Origin of the sequence: Pseudomonas sp. yb_9, assembly GCF_043103635.1 — a bacterium.
Taxonomy (GTDB): Bacteria; Pseudomonadota; Gammaproteobacteria; order Pseudomonadales; family Pseudomonadaceae; genus Aquipseudomonas; species Aquipseudomonas monteilii.
In genome coordinates this window covers 1-19,843 of the sequence record NZ_JBICKA010000086.1, presented here as the reverse complement: position 1 = coordinate 19,843, position 19,843 = coordinate 1, and the positions used below count along the sequence as shown (strand labels likewise).

The window sequence follows — 19,843 nt, the reverse complement described above, 5'->3', positions numbered from 1 at the left end:
TTCGTATATCGCCGATGGAGTTTTTTTTGCTCGCCTGCCCTCGTATATCGCCGATTTTTAATCTCGTACATCACCGACACCCTGGTCGTATATCGCCGATGCTCGTTTTCGTATTTCACCGACGTGCGAAGCGTGTGAATCCCCCGCAATTGAAGGGCGGTTGCGCTTTTTGGGTTGGAGATCAATGCGCTTTGCAGGTCGTACAAAGCTGCCAATTCAATATAGAAAGGCGGTTCTTGAATCCGCAAGAAACCCAGTAAATACGCGGGTTACAGCGGGTTGACGGGGGAGAATTGAGGCTCTAGCCTTCGCCAAAACTTGCTCAATGATTGGCACTTTTTAGGAAGGTTTTATCGAAAGGTCGAGCGATAAATAGAGGATCCGGCCACCGTTGCCGGGGGAAAAAAAAGAGCCCACACATCTGGTCCTGGCAGATCGATGACGTGAGGGCCCCTTTCAGGTAATTCGAGTATGGACACCTGCACTCTGCTGCGCAATACGCGGCACGGTTTAATTCGCCCTGAATTTTTCAGCTTCTTCACTGAGGCCTGCAGGTGAGCAACCTCATCACCGCGGCTTCGACGGCGCCTGCACATCCTGGCTACTTCCAGCCGGTGTCAGCAATGAGCCGTATCCTTGAAGAGGCCTCCTATCTAGCACGTTGCAGTGACAACAAAACGGCAATGAGAGTACGGCCGCGTGAATACGCGATCCGCTACCCCTACATGCAGGTAAATCGCACAGGACGCGTGTCATGGCTCGTTTTCGATCTCGACCATGCCAACTCCCTGATCTGGGACGAGCATGGCTTGCCACCGCCAAACTTCATTGTGCGTAATCGCAACTCAGGCAACTCACACATCTACTACGCGATTGCCCCTGTGTGTACCACCGAGCGAGCCCGTGAAAAGCCGATCCTATACATGAAGGCTGTCTACGACAGCATGGCCGCACTGCTCAAGGCTGATCCGGATTACCACAGTGGCCCAGTTGCCAAGACACCTGGTCATCCGTGGTGGATCACCACCGAATTGCACAATCATGTCTATGACTTGGGCGAACTGGCTGAAGAACTCGACTTGGCCAGGCCGATGCCTTTGTGGTCCAAAGGACCCGACATGGACGCAGTATCACATTCCAGGCATTGCACCTTGTTCGAACGTGTCCGTTTTTACGCTTACAGCATCGTCAATGCTGAGCGAGCTGATGGTTACTTCGAGTCGTTCTACTCTCGGGTCCTCGCGCAATGTCACAACGACAACCGTTTTCGCACGCGAGAGCGTTACAACGACCTGCCCCACTCATCAGTGCGCGCCACGGCCAAATCGATTGCCCGGTGGACCTGGGCTCATTACCGCGGTAGCGGCGACTACCACCGAGGTGTGATGGAGCTTGATCGATCGCTGCCATTGGAGGAGCGCCAAAGCCTGGCCGCCAGGCGGACACATGCAGTCAGACAAAACCAGACCGCACACAAGATCCGTGGTGCTTGCCGGCAGTTGATCGCCAAAGGGGCACAGCTTACCTACACGGCTATCGCCCTGACTGCAGGCGTATCACGACAAACCGTGGCCAAGTACAAGGCGGTCATCACAGAAGCACAGTCGCCGTCGGTTGTTCCCCTTCGCCCTAAGCAGACGCCCCTTACCCCCGCAGCACCACAACCGGCCGGTCCAAACAATGGGGCTGAGCCAATGAAAGCCGGTGTAAAGAATGCTGTATATCAGGTACCTGCCCCTACCGGGGTTGCTTTGCTCCCGCCGTTGCCTGATTAGCTATTCAGATGGTGGGTGTGTATGGGGAGTGATTCGACACACTGAACCTCCAGTCTGCACAACATCACCTGCTCTACTCCGTACCACGTTCATTCAATCCTTGGATATCTCTGCTTGGTGCGGTGCCGCTCTTGTTAATGGGCGTGCCCCTACGTGGAATCTGGTGCCTCACCCTTACGAATCGCTCAGATTGCAGCATAGAGCGCGCTCTTTATATCTGAATGGCCTTTGAAGTCGCATATGTCAGGGCTTGCCAGGTTGCGGGCGCGGTGGTGAAATCTATTTGCACTTTGCGTACGTGCGTACGTACGCACGTTATTCTTTGTTCTGAAGCGTTCCTGCTTCCCCGGCGGCTACCGGGTCGAATTTCTCTAGGAGTGCTGAAGATGAATCCTGTGCAAATGGGTTTGAGCTTTGATGAAACCATCGCCGAAGCTGCTTTCAGTGGTAGCGAGAGCTGGTGCTCGCCTGAATATACCCATGATGCCTATAAGGCGATGCTGGACACTGCCTGTGCTCATCTGCATGACGTACCCAGCGAAATCCGTCAGTTTTTCGAGCAGAGCATTGAATCCTGTCTTCAAGCTTTGCAGCAGGAAAAGCGCTGCGGTACCGACATTTTTCGTGCTGGCTCGTTTTTGTGGAGATCTGCATTGCCCGTATCCATGGATCAATGGGCGGAATTGTCTTTTCTGGCAGACGCTGGTGGCTTGAATGGATGCCGTTTCAAGCAGCGCCGCGCACCGCGCTCGCAAACGCTGGGTATCCATGTACCTGGTGTCGGTTCGATAGTCGTGCAGGCCTGGCTGAAAAGCGCTGAACAGCGTTGCTGGTGTGAGTTCGTTCCGTGGGAATCGAGCTTCTTCCGGGCCAGTTTCCGAGACGTTGTCCATCTGCATAAGCTTGACTCCCACCGTTGGGATGGTGCGGTTTGCCCGGCTGCTTTCGCGGAGGCCGGCGACAAGGTCCCGTCTGTCCCAACTGTGAAGGTCAATTGCCGACAATTCGTGATTATGGGCGCTTCATATTCCCGTGAGTTTCGGGATAGCCATGGCCGGACGTTCGTTCGGCACTGTGATTGGCCTATGCAAACCTACAGCTATGGGGAGTTGTGCAAGCTGTGGGATGCAGGTGTCCTGGAGCGAGGAGACTGCCGCGGCTTGATGGCCAAGGTGCAGGGTGAGGTGTGTGTAATGGCCGAGATGGTCATGCTTTACGACGATAAAGTCTTGCCGTAAGCAGAGCGAAGCCCGGTCGGCGGCTACCGGATCCGGGCTTCTACCAGAAATGAACTCGTCTAGGAGCGTCTGGGTTCGGACATGATAACGATTGCAACCAGCTACCTCAACCGACCCTATTATGCGAGATGGGAACGTGGCGCACGTTTCTACGAACTGCGGATCCTCGTAGATCTAATCGGTCACACCGTGGCTATGCGCAGCTGGGGAATCTCAGGGGAGCTTGGTGTCGGTGAAATACGAAACGTACTGGCCTCGGATGAGGCCTGCACAAAACTGATACTCAGGGTCAGTCGGCAGCTGCACAAGCGGCGCTATGTACCTGTGTACAATGGCGGGATCGCGTGATGATCGAGATGAAGATAGCCGATATGGCAGTGGAAGATGATAAGCCCCTCAAAAGAGGGCGAAAATCAAACGTAGTCCCCTACGTACAAACTGACATGTTCCAGGCGAACATTGTTGAGTGGCCAGTGAAGGATGACCTGGCCAGCATGGAATTTCCGCTGTTCAGCCTGTCGACCAAACCTGATACGAGCGTTCGTGAGTACAACCAGCCCGGCACCAACAAGCGTGTTCGCATCATTCCGCCCGTGATTGGTGCCGCCACCGTATTCGATAAAGACCTGTTGCTGTTCCTCGGGTCGCAGATCATCGAAGCCCGAAAAGCAGGAATGCCAATTTCCAAGCGGGTTAAGTTCGATACGTACGATTTTTTGACAGGTACATCCCGGGATCCCGGTGGAAACGCATATTCGAACGTTTTGGACATGCTTCGACGATTAAAGGGTACTCAGCTCGAAACCAATATCGTTACTGGTGGTCAAGAGCAGACGAGGGGGTTTGGCTGGATCGAAGACTACACCGTCACCAAGACCGCATCCAATGGCAAAGGCGTGTTGGAATGCGAAGTCGTGCTGTCCGAGTGGATCTACAACGCTTTCCTGCATTTTGAAGTGATGAGCATTGATCGGCGCTACTTTGGGCTGCGGATGCCTCTTGAACGGCGGCTATATGAGCTCGCTCGTAAACACTTGGGAAACAAGATGATTTGGACCGCAGACATTGTTGCACTGCAGCAAAAATGTGGCTCCAAGCAGAGCCTCACCCACTACAGGGCCGAGATCCGCAAGATCATTCAGCGTGACCTGCTGCCGGACTATCACATGGGGCTGGATACCAGTGTGAAGCCTCATCGAATCGTGTTTTACACGCGTGATGAGCAATCGCTCCTCGAGGAGCTGGCGGTAAAAGGGGAAATGGAATGGTTCGCTTCGCTAGAAAAGCGAGACATGGAGAGTTGAATGCCAGCGCGATCGAGGCTTGAGCAATACGATCATTTGATGGGGGAGTGTACAGACCAGGCCATTGCTGAATTAGCTGACTGCAGCACGGAAGCTGTGCGGCGGCGCAGGCTCAAGATTGGCAAAGATCGATTTGCCTTGGCCCCCTGCCCTTCTTAAATATCAACATCTTTTTGGCAAGCGCCCTGTCGCTGACATTGCCAAGCTCGCAGGCGTATCGGCTTACTTCGTCATCAAACGTATGAAACAACTGGGAAAACCCACCTTTAAGCGATCAGCGATCACAAATTTCGACCACCTGCAGGGGACGATGTGTGACCAGGCACTGCGAATCGAGCCCTTGTGGAAGGCGATGATTTGAGTCTTGCCCGTTTGGGTTTCGATAGTGACCACATCGACGATCTGAAAGTACGTCATTCCGAGGGTAAGCCTGGGTTTCCTGCATATGTCCTGCGCAACCTCCAGGACTCCATCCAGCAGCTGTCGGACTTGAAGCGCGGTGCCAATGACGGTCGCGGTGCGAGGCTCGTTGAGCAACAGTGATAAGCTTTGTTGATGCGTACGTATTGTACGTGCGTACGTATCCATAAATAAGCAAACGGTTTATCATTGTCGCGACTTCAATCCATATGGGGGCCTGTTCATGGCATCACGAAAAGACACTGCGCCGGCACCTTCGCAACCTAAGCGGAGTGCCAAAACGATCACCATGCGCGACGATTACCATGAGCGCCTTCGCAAGCAGGCATTCGAACAAAACACTGCTATGTCGTTCCTGATCGAGCAGGCACTTGAGATGATGTGGGGCATCGAGCGAACTCCGCCCACGAAGTAAGCCCTCAAAGCGGGTTCGCAACGAGCCCTGCTTATAGCCACATTGCCACAAATCCCCTCCCCCTCCCTTTTCAGATGCTCTCAGCCTTCGCTTGCTGCGGCGTAGGCGTCTGCACGAGTGCTTGGGCCTCTCATAGTGTTGTTACTAGCAACACAATCGGCCAAAGGGTTCAGGTATTCGTTCAAAAAAATGCAAACAACCTGAATTCCACGGTTTACAACAGGAATTCAGGATTTATACTGAATGCAGCAGCAAAACGGAGAAGTGCTATGAACTCGAATGTGGAAATGGTCGAAGATGTTGCAACCTACGTGGATTTCAATGAGTTGTTTTTCACGCCCCGTTTCGCCGCAGACTGCTTTGGTCTTACGACTCGACGCCTGAAAGACATCGAAGAAGCAAACAACATCGAGATCCGTCGCGTGCCGCGCGGAACCGTCACCTCTCGGGTTTATACGCCTTCGGACCTTTTCGATTTGGCAGCACTTCGCCGTGAACTTGGGCACTTGAAAGGCTTGGCGCGCCAGGTGGTCATGTCCACCTACATCTCGAAAGGTGGCACCAACAAAACCACCACAGCAGTCGGCCAGGCTATTACCTGTTCTTTAGCCGGGTTGCGCGTTCTTCTGGTCGACAATGATCCCCAGGGTGATACGTCGAGCATGCTCGGCTACGACCCGGACGCTACTCCAGAAGATTTGCAGGAGCTTGGAATCCCTGCTGACCGCATCGTTGATGGTCACCTCGGCCACTTGATCAGCCCAATGCTTCGCATGCGATCGTTTCAACCCAAAACGCTTGATGAAGTCATCAAGAAACCTTTTGGTGAAAGTGGCCCCCACCTGATCCCCGCCGACGCATCGCTAGAAGATCTGGGCGTGGCTTTGGACGCAGCCAATAACTCGGACATGTGGTACGCGAAGTGGGTTGAAGATGGTAAAGCCGGCAAAATTCCAGGCTGCGACCTATCGCAATACGACGTCATCATTTTTGATAATGCGCCCGCAGGTTCGCGCCTGACCAAGAACTCAGTAGCCGCAAGCGATCTGCTCATGAGCCCAGTCCGAATGGACAAATTCTCCTTCAAGGCGATCCTGCGACTGCATGACTGGTGCGCTGGTTTCGCACGCGAATACGGTTTCGCTCCTGAACTGGTAGCTGTGCCGACCATGTTTGCAAAGGGGCGTCCTCGGATGCTGAACAACCTGTACAGGTTGAACCAGCTTTTCCCAGGTCGGGTGACCGAGGAAAAGATTTTTCACTCTGCAGACTATGTGAACTCCCTCGATGACGGTGTCCCCCTGATGTTCTGGAAGGGTGCTAACCGGGACACCATCGAAAACGCTCGCGCAGTGCATGCCGAGGTTTTGGAGAAAATCCGCCATGTTGCTGCTCAGCCCCAAGAGTGAGTGTTGCTACTAGCAACAGGGTTCATATGTTCAAGAGTGTTGCTACTAGCAACACGCAACGATTTTGTTGCTAGTAGCAACAGCGTATTGGAATGTTGCTAGTAGCAACACAGGAGGGTGATTAATGAAATCCACCGACTACCCAGGCAAGCCAAGCACGGCAATGGCATCACTGCGCAAGCCTACGGAAATGCCGCCGACCACAGGTAACCGTGGCAGCAGGGCGGCGATGCTCCAACAGGCCATGGGATCTGAGCAAGAGGCTGATACGAAGCAACTCATTGCTCAACACGCTCAAGAAGGTCAACTCATACTCAAGGACGAATGGCTCGAGGAGGTCCCAGTTGAGCTGATCGATCCCTCTCCGTATCAGCCAAGGATGTTCTTCGACCAAGCAAAGCTTGAAGAGCTCGCTGGCTCGATTGACTCTGTGGGCCTGGGTAAACCGATTACAATCCGGCCTGTAGGGGAGCGTTTCGAGCTTATCGGCGGTGAATGCCGGTGGCGGGCTCACAAAATGCTGGGCCGCGACAAAATCATGGCTCATGTTAAGCCAATGTCAGACGACATGGCGATGCTTTTGGCAATCACCGACAACCTTCAAAATGAGCTAACGGATTACGAAAAAGCTGTGAGCTATCAACGATATATGCTGAAAGGCGCTGATAAAAGCCAGCGGGCATTGGCTCGACGCCTTGGTGTAGATCACACAGTCGTGAACCGCTGCCTTGACCTAATTCAGCTGCCCGAACAGATCAAGGAAATTCTGAACACCAAGCCCCACTTGATTACAGCGAACTATGCGAAAAAGTTTGTGGAGCATTCAAAGGCGGATGTGAACATCGTCCATCGCATTGTAATTCAAATGGCCGAGAAGGGGACTGGCCAGGAAGCCGCACTTCGCATGATTGGGCAGAAGCTTGCTGCTTGTAGCGGTCCTAAGCCCATGATGACAGAACCTCGGAAGCTGCAAGGGGTTGGCTCAGTTCGTTTAAATGGGCGCAAGCTGGAATTCAAGATTGATAAGGAAGTGGACCCTCAGAAAATCATGGATAAGCTCGCAGCCTTCCTTGATTCGATTGATGCCTCTGAATTTGCTACACAGGGCACGCGAAATTGAGCATGGCCAAGCCCGCCCCGATCGGGGCGGGTTCAATCAGCTAACGGGGCGAAACGCATGGGAATGCCTAGTGAACCACATCACGTCAGGTACGTTCTGAGCCTGGCTAGGCAATGTCCGTTTCCAGACTGGCTCTTGCTACCGCAAAAATTTTTACATTATGAGATCGTCGGAAAAATTTCCTTAAAAATCCCGACAGCCGCCGACTTCCTTGGGGCAACACTTGAGTTTTTACCCTTAAGTGATGACCTTTTGCCATCATTTAAAGACACGCACTACCCCTCGCTGCGCCGATCAGATGACCGGTCATGTCGGAACAGTCAGTGTCAGGTGTGGATCACAGGTGGACGGCCTGCCCGCCAGGGCGCTGCCTTGACCCTCCCCGGCTCTTGACCTAGTGTGCGTTGCAACCTCCGCTGGCCAGCGGAACACTTCCCTCACCCTCTGCTTAGCCGGCAAGGGCCTTGATCGAGTAATTGATTGTGAAAACCTTCCTCCATGTAGGTTGCGGTCCTAAGAACAAGAGCGGCACGACCAGAGGCTTTGCTTCCGAGCAGTGGCAGGAACTGCGCTTCGGGATATCGACCAAAGCGTCAACCCGGACATCGTCGGCACCATGACCGACATGTCACAGGTCAAGGACGCCTCGGTGGATGCGCTGTTTTCCAGCCACAACATCGAGCACCTGTACCCGCACGAGGTCCCGGTGGCGCTGGCAGAATTCAAGCGTGTGCTCAAGCCAGGCGGCTTCGTGGTCATCACCTGCCCCGACCTGCAAGCGGTCTGTGCGCTGGTGGCCGAAGACAAGCTGACCGACGCGGCCTATGCCTCGCCCGCCGGCCCGATCGCCCCCATCGACATTCTCTACGGCCATCGCCCAGCCATGGCCAACGGCAACACCTACATGGCGCACCGTTGCGGCTTCACCAAGCGAGCGCTGACCGGCACCCTGCAGGCCGCCGGTTTCGACCTGGTCCTGCCGATCCAGCGCACCCACCCGGCCTACGACCTGTGGGCCATCGCCGCCCTGGCGCCGATCACCCACGAAGAAGTCGTGGCCCTGGGCAAAGAGCATTTCTCGGAGTGATGAATAGCTAGCTATATATAAAGCCAGCTAGCTAGGTGAAGGCCCGGCGGTTTTGTTGGAGCTGGCTCGCGAAGGGCCGCACCACCATACCAGACCTTTTCGCGAGCAAGCTCGCCCCCACTACAGGTCAGCCCGAACCGGCACTGCGCCGGGCACCAGCAGTTCCTTGTAGACCTGTACCGTCGCCGCGCACATGCGTTCGGCGGTGAACACCTTCTCGAAACGCGCCCGGGCCTGGGCGCCGAAACGCGCGGCCAGGCCCGGCTCGTCCCACAGGCGGCGCATGGCTTCGCGCAATGCCGGCGGGTTCTCTGGCGGCACGGCAAGGCCGGTTTCGCCATCGATATTGACGAAGGTGGTGCCGGTGCCGATCTCGCAAGAGATCATCGGCTTGCCATACATCGCCGCTTCCAGCAGGGAAATGCCGAACGCCTCGGAGCGCAGGTGCGACGGGAACACCAGCGCATGGCAGCGCTGCAGCAGGCAGGCCTTGTCTTCGTCGTCCAGGCGCCCGAGGAAGCGCAGGTTGCGCAGCCCCAGGCGCTCGGCCTGGGCCCTGAGTTCCTGTTCCTGCGGCCCGCCCCCTAATAGCAGCACCGGGTAATCCGCGCCCTCCAGGGCATCGAGCAGCGTGTGCAGGCCCTTGTAGTAGCGCAGCACGCCGACGAACAGGAAGAACTTCTCCGGCAGCTGCGCCTGCCAACGCGCCTGGCACTGCGCCGACACCTGCGGGTAGGCCGCCTCGTCCAACCCGTAGGGCACCACCACGGTCTTGTCGGCGAACGGTTTGAGCGTTTCGCTGCTGCGCTGGTAATTGGGCGAGGCCACCAGAATGCGGTCCATGCTGCCCAGCATGCGGTTCATCAAGGGCGCATAGAACTTCAGCAGGGTGCGCTGCTTGATGATGTCGGAGTGATAACTGAGCACCGTCGGGCGGCCATGGCGGGTGGCGAAGTGCACCAGGTCCATCATCGGCCACGGAAAGTGGAAGTGCACCAGGTCAGCCTCGGCGGCCATGTCCTTGAAGCGCTTGAACACCGTCAGGGAAAACCCCGTGGAGGCCAGGTTGAAGTTCTCCCTGACCCGCACCACCTCATGGTCGGCCACCTGGATGCGCTCCGGCACGGGGTTCGGGCTCAGGGTCAGCACCTGGCCGTCCACGCCCAGCGAGCGGCAGCCCTGGCTGAGCTGGAACATCACCTGCTCGATGCCACCGGTGGTGTCCGGATAGTAGGTCTTGAAGAAATGAAGAACGCGCATGAGGTACCTGTTGCTACTGCTGGAAGCAAGATGACGCGGTGAAACCGCTCTGGAACGGGGAGTGTTGTTCGTCTGAAACGCTGGCGTTGCCAGGCAGTAGGAAAAGCCGTGCAAGGCCGAACTTTACCCTTTGAATCCGGCACTAGCCAACCGTAAACAGGGAAATTTCCTTTATAGACTTTACAAAGCCGCTTTTTTCATTTGTTGACCGATAGGCGGGTGTTACACTTTTGCGCTTTTCAACACCCCCCAGGCAGTCAGGACGTTATGCAGAAAAATCATGAAAACAGCTTGCAGGCTGCACTAAAGGCCTGTAAAGGCGCTTTCATATCAGTTGGTGTCTTCAGCCTCTTTGTCAACGCCCTGATGTTGGTTCCAACCTTCTACATGCTGCAGGTCTACGGTCGAGTACTGACCAGCAACAACGTCACCACCCTGGTGATGCTGACCATCATCATGTCCATCCTGGTGATCACGTCCGGGACCCTGGAGTGGGTGCGCTCGCGCATCATGGTACGCGTCAGCACCAAGCTCGACGTGCTGCTCAGCCGCCACGTCTACAAGGCCAGCTTCAAGCGCGCGCTGGAAAGCGGCGGCATGGATGCCTCGGCCCAGCCCATGAATGACCTCACCAGCCTGCGCCAGTTCCTCACCGGCAACGGCGTGTTCGCGTTTTTCGATGCGCCCTGGCTGCCGATCTACATCGCCGTGATGTTCATGTTCCACCCGTACTACGGCTGGGTGGCCATTGCCAGCGCCATCGTCCTGCTGATCCTCGCCTATGCCAACGAGAAGGTCACCGGCAAGGCCCTGGGCGAAGCCAACAAGGAAAACATTGCCGCCACGCTGAACACCACCAAGAACCTGCGCAACGCCGAAGTGATCGAGTCGATGGGCATGCTCGACACCCTGATCGCACGCTGGAGCCAGCGCCAGCGCAAGGTGCTGCTGCTGCAGTCCAACGCCAGCGACAAGGGCGGTGTGGTCAGCACCCTGTCCAAGACCTTCCGGTCTTGGGTGCAGTCGCTGATCCTCGGCCTGGGTGCCTACCTGGCGATCCAGCACGAAATCAACGCTGGCCTGGTCATCGCCGGTTCCGTGCTGCTGGGCCGTGCCCTGGCGCCGATCGACCTGATCATCGGCAGCTGGAAAGGCTTCATCAGCGCGCGTACCCAGTACAACCGCCTCAACGACATCCTCGACAAGATGCACGCCGAGCCGCAGCGCATGCCGCTGCCGGCGCCGAAGGGCAACATCCAGGTCGAGAACCTGATCATCGGCGCCCCCGGCTCCAAGACCCCGATCCTCAAGGGCATCGGCTTCGGCGTACCGGCCGGTGCCGTGGTCGGCATCATCGGCCCCAGCGCCTCCGGCAAGTCGACCCTGGCCCGTGCCCTGATGGGCGTATGGGCACCGCAGCATGGCTCGGTACGCCTGGACGGCGCCGACCTGCACCAGTGGGACAAAGAGCTGCTCGGCCCGCACATCGGCTACCTGCCCCAGGACATCGAACTGTTCGAAGGCAGCATCAGCGAGAACATCGCACGCTTTGCCACCATCGACCCGGAAAAAGTCGTGCAGGCCGCGCAGATCGCCGGCGTGCATGAAATGATCCTGCTCCTGCCCGAAGGCTACGACACGGTGATCGGCAGCGACGGCGTCAACCTCTCCGGTGGCCAGCGCCAGCGCATCGGTCTGGCCCGTGCCCTGTACGGCATCCCCAAGGTGATCCTGCTCGACGAACCGAACTCCAACCTCGACGAGGTCGGCGAACGCGCCCTGGCGCATGCCATCCAGTACCTCAAGCAGGCCGGCTCGACCGTCTTCGTCATCACCCACCGCACCAGCATCCTGTCCCAGCTGGACCGCCTGCTGGTCATGCAGAACGGCGCAATCACCATGTACGGTCCACGTGACCAGGTCATGGAAGAGCTCAACAAGCAACAGCTGGCCGCGCAGAAGCAGGCCCAGGTCAGCGCAGGCAGCGCACAGGCCGGTGCCTGACAGGACGACGACACAGATGACTCTTATTCTCGCAGGCAAGACCGACAACTTCGCTGACCTGCCGACGTCGGACCGTAAGATCCGCAACCTCGGCTTCGGCATCCTCCTGGTGGTATTCGGCATTTTCGGCACCTGGGCCGCCGTGGCCCCGCTGGACGGCGCGGTACACGCCCCCGGCGTGGTGACCGTGCAGACCTACCGCAAGACCGTGCAGCACCTCGAAGGCGGCATCGTCAAAGAGATTCTCGTGCGCGACGGCGACATGGTGAAACGCGGCGACCCGCTGATCATCCTCGACGACGGCCAGCTGCGCGCCGAATACGAAGTGGCCCGCAACCAGCTGATCAGCGCCCAGGCCATGGAGGCGCGGCTGATCGCCGAGCGCGATGGCAAGGACCATGTCGAATTCGGCAATATGCTCGACCCTGAAAGCGCCCGTGCCGCCGAGGCCCGTGCCAGTGAAACCCAGGTGTTCAACACCCGCCGCGGCGCACGCCTGGGCCAGGTCTCGGTGCTGCAGGAGCGCATCGGCCAGCTCAACGCGCAGATCAAGGGCACCGAAGCGATGATCGCCACCAAGACCAGCCTGGAGAAATCCTACGGCGGCGAGATCGGCGAACTGAGCGAACTGCTGTCCAAGGGCTTCGTCGACAAGCAGCGCCTGCTCGACCAGCAGCGCAAGCTCGACTCGCTGCGTTCGGAAATCGCCGAGCATCGCTCGAACATCACCCGCACGCGCCTGCAGATCAACGAAACCGAACTGCAGATCCTGCAGGTCAACAAGGACTTCAACTCCGAAGTTGCCAAGCAGCTGACCGAGACCCAAGCCAAGGGCTATGAACTGCAAGAGCGCACCGCCGCCATCCAGGACCGCCTGAGCCGCATCGTCATCCGCGCCCCCGACGACGGCATGGTGATCGGCATGACCGTGCACACCGTCGGCGGTGTGGTGCGCCAGGCCACCCCACTGCTCGACGTGGTGCCATCGGTGTCCGAGCTGATCGTCGAAGCCGAAGTGTCGCCGCAGGACATCAACCGCGTGGCCATCGGCAAGCACGCCGACATCCGCTTCACCGCCTTCAACAGCGCCACCACCCCGGTGATTCCAGGTGAAGTCATTCGTGTGTCGGCCGACCGCCTGACCAACGAACGCACCGGCCAGCCGTACTACCTGGTACGCGCCAAGGTCACCGAAGAAGGCCTGCAGAAACTCGCTGGCCGCAAACTGGTGGCCGGTATGCCGGCTGACGTACTGATCAACACCGGCGAGCGCACCATGTTGCAATACCTGATGCAGCCGGCGCGCAACGCCATTTCTGAATCGATGATCGAGGAATGATTGTGCGCCTGATCCCCTGTGTATTGTCGGGCATGCTGGTGCTGCAGGTGCACGCGGCCGAGCCCAAGATCGCCGTGCCCTCGACCCCCAAGGCGCCGGCCAGCGGCGTCAGCGCCAAGGAATACTCCGCCGACCTGCTGTCCTTATATAAGGAAGCGCGCCTGGAAGACCCGCGCATCCTCTCGGCCTACGCGCGTGCCCAGGCCGGCAAGGAACATGAACGCGAAGCCTTCGGCAGCCTGTTGCCGCAGATCTCGGCCAATGCCGGGGCCAACCGCATCAAGCAGGTCAACGAACAGGTCGACCAGGTCTACAACAGCGAGAACTACAGCATCGGCCTGAGCCAGATCCTCTATAACAAGAAGGCCTGGGAAAACTGGCAGCGCTACAAGAGCCTGGCCAAGCAGTCGTTGTCCGAGTCGGACGAAGCCCAGGCCGAAGCCACCGTCGACCTGGCGCAGCGCTACTTCGCTGCCCTGGCCGCCGACGACGAGCTGGAACTGACCCAGGCCGAGCGCCGCGCCACGCAGAAGAATCTCGACCAGGTCAGCGCCCTCTACGAGCGCCAGTACGCCAAGAAGACCGACGTGCTGGAACTGCAGGCCCGCGTCGACCTGCTGGCCGCCCAGGAAGTGGATGCGCGCAACCAGGTGCGCGTGACCCGCGCCGCGCTGTCGGAAATCGTCGGGCGTCCGGTGACCGAAAAACTCAGTCGCGTACGTGACGATGTGCAACTGAAAGTTTCAGACGAAAGCCTGGAAAGCTGGGTGCGCCTGGCGCAGAACGAAAACCCTGCCATCAAGTCCAACCTCAGCGCGGTGGAAGCCGCCGAGGCCGGCGTACGCGGCGGCAAAGGCGATCACTACCCCACCCTGAACCTGAACCTGAGCGCGCAGAACACCAACGAGGGCTACAACAACGCCCTGGCACCGAAGACCGACAGTTATGTCGTGGGTGTCGCCTTGTCGGTACCCATCTATAGTGGTGGTTCGACCTCGGCGCGGGTACGCGGGCTCTACCAGGATCAGGTCGCCGCCGAGCAGCAACTGGAATACACCCGGCGTCAGGTGGTCAAGGAAACCACCAATGCGTACTTGACCGCAGACTCCAGCGTCGAAAAAATACGCGCCAACCGCAATGCCGTCGCTTCTGCGGAGCAGTCGAGCCTGGCGTCCCAGGAAGCGTTCAAGTACGGCGTGGTCAATGCCGTCGACGTGCTGACCGCGACCCAGAACGAGTTCAAGGCGCGTCGTGACCTGCTCAAGACGCAGTACGACTTCATAACCAATTTGTTCATCCTCAATCGCTGGGCCGGCAAGGTTTCGGCTGACAGCGTAGAAACCGTGAACGTATGGCTGAGCAACAACAGCAAGACTGAGCCAGCCCCAGATCGGAAAACCAAATAATGACCCAGACGCAGAAGACAGCAATCATCACCGGCATCACCGGCCAGGACGGCGCCTACCTCACCCAATTGCTGTTGGAAAAAGGCTACAAGGTCTACGGCACCTACCGCCGTACCAGCTCGGTCAATTTCTGGCGCCTCGAAGAAGTCGGCGCGCTGAACCACCCGAATCTGGAACTGGTCGAGCACGACCTCACCGACCTGTCGGCCAGCATCCGCCTGATGCAGAAGGCCGAGCCAAGCGAAGTCTACAACCTGGCCGCGCAGAGCTTCGTCGGCGTGTCCTTCGACCAGCCGCTGACCACCGCCGAGATCACCGGCCTGGGCGCGGTGAACCTGCTCGAAGCGATCCGCATCGTCAACCCGAAGATCCGCTTCTACCAGGCCTCCACCTCCGAGATGTTCGGCATGGTGCAGGCTGTTCCACAGGTCGAGAGCACCCCGTTCTACCCGCGCAGCCCCTACGGCGTGGCCAAGCTGTACGCGCACTGGATGACCATCAACTACCGCGAGTCCTACGACATCTTTGGCTCCAGCGGCATCCTGTTCAACCACGAGTCGCCACTGCGCGGCAAAGAGTTCGTGACCCGCAAGATCACCGACGGCGTGGCGCGCATCGCCCTGGGCATGCAGGACGTGCTGGACCTGGGCAACCTCGACGCCAAGCGCGACTGGGGCTTTGCCAAGGAATACGTCGAAGGCATGTGGCGCATGCTGCAAGCCGACCAGCCTGACACCTTCGTGCTGGCCACCAACCGTACCGAGACCGTGCGTGACTTCGTGTCCATGGCGTTCAAGGCCGTCGACATCCAGCTGGAATGGAAAGGCAGCGCCGACAACGAACACGGCATCGACACCAAGACCGGCAAGACCGTCATCCAGGTCAACCCGAAGTTCTACCGCCCTGCGGAAGTGGAACTGCTGATCGGCAACCCCGAGCGCGCTAAAAAGCTGCTGGGCTGGGAACCGAAAACCACCCTGGAAGAGCTGTGCGACCTGATGGTCAAGGCCGACCTGGAGCGGGTCAAGACCGGCAAATCGTTCTGATATCTAGCTAGCTAGATATATAGATAGCTATGAAAGCCGCGTGAAAACGCGGCTTTTTTGTACCTGCAAGCAGCCGCTCCCGAAGCCCTGGGGAACTGGGATAAAGCGGTTCGAGTCGTGGGAGCGAGGTGTTTGTGGGAGCGAGCTTGCTCGCGAAGGGCCACACCACCGAACCAGGCCTTTTTCGCGAGCAAGCTCGTTCCCACAGGTACCAGACCAGATCCAGTGCTTTCACCCCGGGGCCGAGTCCTACAAAATAGCCCGTTTACGCGCATCTTCTTTTTCTCTCTTCATTGTCACCAGGTCCGTTCATGCACAACGAAACACAGGTCACCCTCCACCAATTCGCGAACAGCGTCAGTCGCGGCGACGGCATCAGTAACGGCATGATGCTGACCCGCAAGCTGCTGCGTCAGGCCGGCGTGAAGTCCGAGATCTACTGCATCGACCCCAAGCCAGAGGTGGCCGGCGATGTGCTGTGCATGGACGACTACGTACCCGGCAGCGCCGACGCCCTGCTGGTGCACCACGGTATCGGCAACCCGGTGGAGACCTGGCTGCGTGAACTGCCCGAACGCAAGTTCATGGTGTTCCACAACATCACCCCCGGCGGCATGTTCCCCGCCGACCACCCGATCCAGCCGATGCTCGCCCACGGCTGGGAGCAGGTGAACACCTGGCGGCACTGGCTGGCCGGCAGCATCGCCGACTCGCGGCAGAACCTGCAGGAACTGCTGCAGCGCGGCTACCGCCCGGACAACACCGTGGAAATTCCGCTGCTGGTCGACCTGGAGCGCATCCAGCCCCACGCCGCCGAGCGCTGCGACACACCGCGACCGTTCACCCTGCTGTTCGTCGGCCGCCTGATGCCGCACAAGAACCAGCTGGGCCTGGTCGAAGCCTTCGCCCTGCTGCTGCGCCGCGTCCAGGTGCCGCTGCAACTGCTGCTGGTCGGCGGCTTCACCGTGCCGGCCTACAAAGAGCGCATCGAGCAGCGCATCGCCGAACTGGGCATCGGCGACTACGTCACCCTCACCGGCAAGGTCGACGACCCGACCCTCGAAGCCCTGTACAGCCGCAGCGACCTGTTCGTCTCGCTCAGCCACCACGAAGGCTTCGGCATGCCGCTGATCGAAGCCATGGCCCACGGCCTGCCGGTGCTGGCCTTCGATGCGCCAGACAGCAACGTGGTGCACACCCTGGGCAGCGCCGGCCTGCTGCTGGAAAGCGACGCCCCGGAAGTGGTCGCCGCCACCATCGCCCAGCTGATGGAAAACCCGGCGCTGCGCCGCAACATCCGCCAGCACGCCGCCGCACGCCTGCAGGAGTTCGGCTATCAGGCCCTGTACGAGCGCCTGCGCAGCTACATGGCCGGCTTCGACATTCACCTGCCGGAACACCGCTTCCCTACCCTGCCCACCCCGGCCGCCGTCGACTGCCGCATCGAAGGCCCGTTCGACAGCACCTACAGCCTGGCCCTGGTCAACCGCGAGCTGGGCCGCGCCCTGCAAGCGCAAGGCGCACAGACCGCCCTGCGCGCCAGCGAAGGCCCGGGGCCGATCCCGGTGGATCAGCAGTTCCTGCTCGACAACCCCGACTGCGCCAGCCTGCATGCCCGCGCCGAACAACCGGCGCGCAACGTGCTGCGCCTGATGTACCCGCCGCGGGTCACCGACATGGCCGGCGACCTCAACGTCATGTCGTGCTACGGCTGGGAAGAATCCTGCCTGCCGCAGGAGTACTGCCACGACTTCAACCACCAGACCCACCTGGTGACCAGCATGTCCGGCTGGGTGACCCGCACCCTGCGCGACAACGGTGTCACCGCGCCGCTGGCCACCGTGGGCCTCGGCGCCGACCATATCCTACGCGCCCCGGTGGATGCCGCCGCCCTGCCGGCACTGCCCAAGGCCACTGCCGAACGCCTCAAGCTGCTGCACGTGTCGTCGTGCTTCCCGCGCAAGGGTGTCGACGTGCTGCTGCAGGCCTACGGCCAGGCCTTCAGCGCCGAACAGCCGGTGGTGCTGATCATCAAGACCTTCGCCAACCCGCACCACGACATCCAGCAACAGGTGGCCGACTGGGCCGCCAAACTGAACAGCGCGCCGGCGGTGGAACTGATCGTCCAGGACCTGCCCGACGGCGCCATGCGCGCCCTGTATGAACTGGCCGACGTGCTCATCGCGCCATCGCGCGGCGAAGGCTTCGGCCTGCCGCTGGCCGAAGCCATGCTGCACCGCCTGCCAGTGATCACCACCGGCAACGGTGGCCAGCGCGACTTCTGCACCCCCGACACCGCCTGGCTGATCGACTACCGCTACGAGCGCGCGCGCACCCACCTCAAGGCCGCCGCCTCGGTGTGGTTCGAACCCAGCGCCGAGCACCTGGCCAGCCTGCTGAGTGAGTTCCACCAGGCCTGGGCCCAAGGCCAGCTGGCCACCTTCAGCGCCGCCAAGGTCGCCGCCGCCGAAGCGCTGATCAACCAGCGCTTCACCTGGGCCGCCGTGGCCCGCGCCAGCCTCGACGCCTTCGAAGCCGCGCGCCAGCAACCGCTGCTGAAGAAGCAACCCAAGCTGGGCAGCGTCACCACCTGGAACAGCGCCTGCGGCATCGCCACCTACAGCCAGAAACTCCTGGAGCCGGCCTTCGGCCAGGAATGCACGGTGTTCGCCAACAGCGATGCCACCCTCACCGCCGGCGACACGCCGAATATCCAGCGCTGCTGGCGCGCCGGCGATGGCGACAGCCTCGACGAACTCAAGCAGGCGATCATCGCCTCGGTCGTCGACACCCTGCTGCTGCAGTTCAACTTCTCGTTCTTCAACCTCAAGGCCTTCGCCAGCCTGCTGGACTGGGCCCACGCCCGGCAGATACAGACCCTGGTGGTGTTCCACTCCACCGCCGACGTGACCCACGGCGACACCCTCAAGTCGCTGAGCCACATTCGCGAGTCCTTGCAAGGCTGCGCGCGCCTGCTGGTGCACAGCGTCGGCGACCTGAACCGCCTGAAGGACTTCGGCCTGGCCGACAACCTGCTGATGTTCCCCCACGGCGTGATCGACACCCCGGTACCGGCCCCCGGCGCCGCGCAAAAGGCCGCACGCCTGGACGGCAAGACCGTCATCGCCAGCTATGGCTTCCTGCTGCCGCACAAGGGCATGCCGGAACTGATCGAGGCCTTCGCCCTGCTGGCCGCCAAGGACCGCAACCTGCACCTGCTGCTGGTCAACGCCCAGTACCCGGTGCCCGCCTCGGCCGAGCTGGCCGACGCCTGCCGCGCACGCATTCAGCAGCCGGACCTGCAAGGCCGGGTGACGCTGATTACCGATTACCTCAGCGACGAGCAGTCGTTGTCGTGGTTGGGCATGGCTGATGCCATTGTCTTCCCGTATCAGCACACCCAGGAGTCGTCCAGTGCCGCGGTGCGCTGGGGATTGAGTACCGGTCGTCCGGTTCTTTGCACGCCGCTGGGCATCTTTGAAGACGTCGCCGACGCGGTGACCTTCCTGCCGGGCACCAGCAGCGCGGAAATGGCCGAAGGTTTGCGCCGCGAACTGGCCGCCGGGCCCAAGGCGCTGCAGGGCGATTGGCTGCGCAACCACGGCTGGACAAGCGTTTCAGTTCGCCTGCGAAACATTCTCATTGCATTGCAGCAACCAGAATGATTAAACTTTTTTCCTTCGCGCCTAGCAGAAGTTTCCTACGCGTCTAGAAAAAAATTCTTATGGACAAGTATCAAAAAGTTGGGTGCCAGCTATTGTTACGCCGCTAATTTGACGGGTATGATCGGCGCACCTCGTAGGATATTTCCTTGAATGCTTTAAGAAAAAGCTCAGAAAATGACCTACGAGGCTGTCGGAATTTTCCGACTTCCCATAACGGGGGCCACGGCCCTGTGGGACGTGGCAACAGGCGAGAGCCGACGGGCTCTTTTCCCAAGACGGGAAGCCTGGGTGTCGATATCGACTCATATTGGAGATGAAAACGTAATGGCTATCACTTCTGCACAAGTTCAACAGC

13 protein-coding genes are annotated in these 19,843 nt (G+C 59.4%); 12 read left to right on the top strand and 1 reads right to left on the bottom strand.

All coding sequences use genetic code 11. The features are described from left to right. The first annotated feature begins 554 nt into the window (after positions 1 to 554). From ACF8MI_RS22710 to ACF8MI_RS22680, 7 genes are all read left to right on the top strand, one after another. Positions 555 to 1,775, top strand: a complete 1,221-nt coding sequence (locus ACF8MI_RS22710; RefSeq protein WP_200929559.1) for a replication initiation protein — start codon at positions 555 to 557, stop codon at positions 1,773 to 1,775. A 386-nt stretch (positions 1,776 to 2,161) separates the two neighbouring features. Next, complete coding sequence (locus ACF8MI_RS22705) at positions 2,162 to 3,013, top strand: hypothetical protein (RefSeq protein WP_200929560.1); 852 nt, start codon at positions 2,162 to 2,164, stop codon at positions 3,011 to 3,013. Between the two features lie 347 nt (positions 3,014 to 3,360). After that, positions 3,361 to 4,317, top strand: coding sequence for a replication initiator protein A (locus ACF8MI_RS22700; RefSeq protein ID WP_392517850.1), 957 nt, complete (start codon positions 3,361 to 3,363; stop codon positions 4,315 to 4,317). Positions 4,318 to 4,435: 118 nt separating this feature from the next. Next, positions 4,436 to 4,678, top strand: coding sequence for a hypothetical protein (locus tag ACF8MI_RS22695; RefSeq protein ID WP_392517848.1), 243 nt, complete (start codon positions 4,436 to 4,438; stop codon positions 4,676 to 4,678). Between the two features lie 743 nt (positions 4,679 to 5,421). Continuing rightward, positions 5,422 to 6,561, top strand: coding sequence for an AAA family ATPase (locus tag ACF8MI_RS22690; protein WP_104833257.1), 1,140 nt, complete (start codon positions 5,422 to 5,424; stop codon positions 6,559 to 6,561). A 124-nt stretch (positions 6,562 to 6,685) separates the two neighbouring features. Then, positions 6,686 to 7,681 (top strand): ParB/RepB/Spo0J family partition protein, encoded by a 996-nt coding sequence (locus ACF8MI_RS22685; RefSeq protein WP_200929563.1) that lies wholly within the window; start codon positions 6,686 to 6,688, stop codon positions 7,679 to 7,681. Between the two features lie 556 nt (positions 7,682 to 8,237). Then, entirely contained in the window at positions 8,238 to 8,768 is a 531-nt protein-coding gene (locus ACF8MI_RS22680; protein WP_392517846.1) for a class I SAM-dependent methyltransferase, read from the top strand. A 120-nt stretch (positions 8,769 to 8,888) separates the two neighbouring features. On the opposite strand, the gene ACF8MI_RS22675 is transcribed toward ACF8MI_RS22680, so the two are convergent. Then, on the bottom strand, positions 8,889 to 10,028 hold the full coding sequence (locus ACF8MI_RS22675; protein ID WP_392517844.1) for a glycosyltransferase family 4 protein: 1,140 nt from the start codon (positions 10,026 to 10,028) through the stop codon (positions 8,889 to 8,891). 267 nt (positions 10,029 to 10,295) lie between these two features. Here ACF8MI_RS22675 and ACF8MI_RS22670 point away from each other — a divergent pair, with 267 nt between their 5' ends. From ACF8MI_RS22670 to ACF8MI_RS22650, 5 genes are all read left to right on the top strand, one after another. Then, entirely contained in the window at positions 10,296 to 12,032 is a 1,737-nt protein-coding gene (locus ACF8MI_RS22670) for a type I secretion system permease/ATPase (RefSeq protein ID WP_200929565.1), read from the top strand. A 16-nt stretch (positions 12,033 to 12,048) separates the two neighbouring features. After that, entirely contained in the window at positions 12,049 to 13,371 is a 1,323-nt protein-coding gene (locus ACF8MI_RS22665) for an HlyD family type I secretion periplasmic adaptor subunit (protein ID WP_200929566.1), read from the top strand. Beyond that, the gene (locus tag ACF8MI_RS22660; RefSeq protein WP_200929567.1) at positions 13,368 to 14,777 is read left to right on the top strand and encodes a TolC family outer membrane protein; all 1,410 of its coding nucleotides are present in this window, start codon (positions 13,368 to 13,370) and stop codon (positions 14,775 to 14,777) included. Before ACF8MI_RS22665 ends, ACF8MI_RS22660 begins: the two co-directional genes overlap by 4 nt. Beyond that, positions 14,777 to 15,823 (top strand): GDP-mannose 4,6-dehydratase, encoded by a 1,047-nt coding sequence (gmd, locus tag ACF8MI_RS22655; protein WP_200929568.1) that lies wholly within the window; start codon positions 14,777 to 14,779, stop codon positions 15,821 to 15,823. Before ACF8MI_RS22660 ends, gmd begins: the two co-directional genes overlap by 1 nt. A 311-nt stretch (positions 15,824 to 16,134) precedes the next feature. Beyond that, on the top strand, positions 16,135 to 19,488 hold the full coding sequence (locus tag ACF8MI_RS22650; RefSeq protein ID WP_392517841.1) for a glycosyltransferase family 4 protein: 3,354 nt from the start codon (positions 16,135 to 16,137) through the stop codon (positions 19,486 to 19,488). The last annotated feature ends 355 nt before the right edge of the window (positions 19,489 to 19,843 follow it).

Excerpts from the sequence above, each read along its gene's own strand:
- ACF8MI_RS22705 (WP_200929560.1), top strand. The coding sequence starts at position 2,162 with ATGAATCCTGTGCAAATGGGTTTGAGCTTTGATGAAACCATCGCCGAA.
- ACF8MI_RS22700 (WP_392517850.1), top strand. The coding sequence starts at position 3,361 with ATGATCGAGATGAAGATAGCCGATATGGCAGTGGAAGATGATAAGCCC.
- ACF8MI_RS22690 (WP_104833257.1), top strand. The coding sequence starts at position 5,422 with ATGAACTCGAATGTGGAAATGGTCGAAGATGTTGCAACCTACGTGGAT.
- ACF8MI_RS22685 (WP_200929563.1), top strand. The coding sequence starts at position 6,686 with ATGAAATCCACCGACTACCCAGGCAAGCCAAGCACGGCAATGGCATCA.
- ACF8MI_RS22675 (WP_392517844.1), bottom strand. The coding sequence starts at position 10,028 with ATGCGCGTTCTTCATTTCTTCAAGACCTACTATCCGGACACCACCGGT.
- ACF8MI_RS22670 (WP_200929565.1), top strand. The coding sequence starts at position 10,296 with ATGCAGAAAAATCATGAAAACAGCTTGCAGGCTGCACTAAAGGCCTGT.
- ACF8MI_RS22665 (WP_200929566.1), top strand. The coding sequence starts at position 12,049 with ATGACTCTTATTCTCGCAGGCAAGACCGACAACTTCGCTGACCTGCCG.
- ACF8MI_RS22660 (WP_200929567.1), top strand. The coding sequence starts at position 13,368 with ATGATTGTGCGCCTGATCCCCTGTGTATTGTCGGGCATGCTGGTGCTG.
- gmd (WP_200929568.1), top strand. The coding sequence starts at position 14,777 with ATGACCCAGACGCAGAAGACAGCAATCATCACCGGCATCACCGGCCAG.
- ACF8MI_RS22650 (WP_392517841.1), top strand. The coding sequence starts at position 16,135 with ATGCACAACGAAACACAGGTCACCCTCCACCAATTCGCGAACAGCGTC.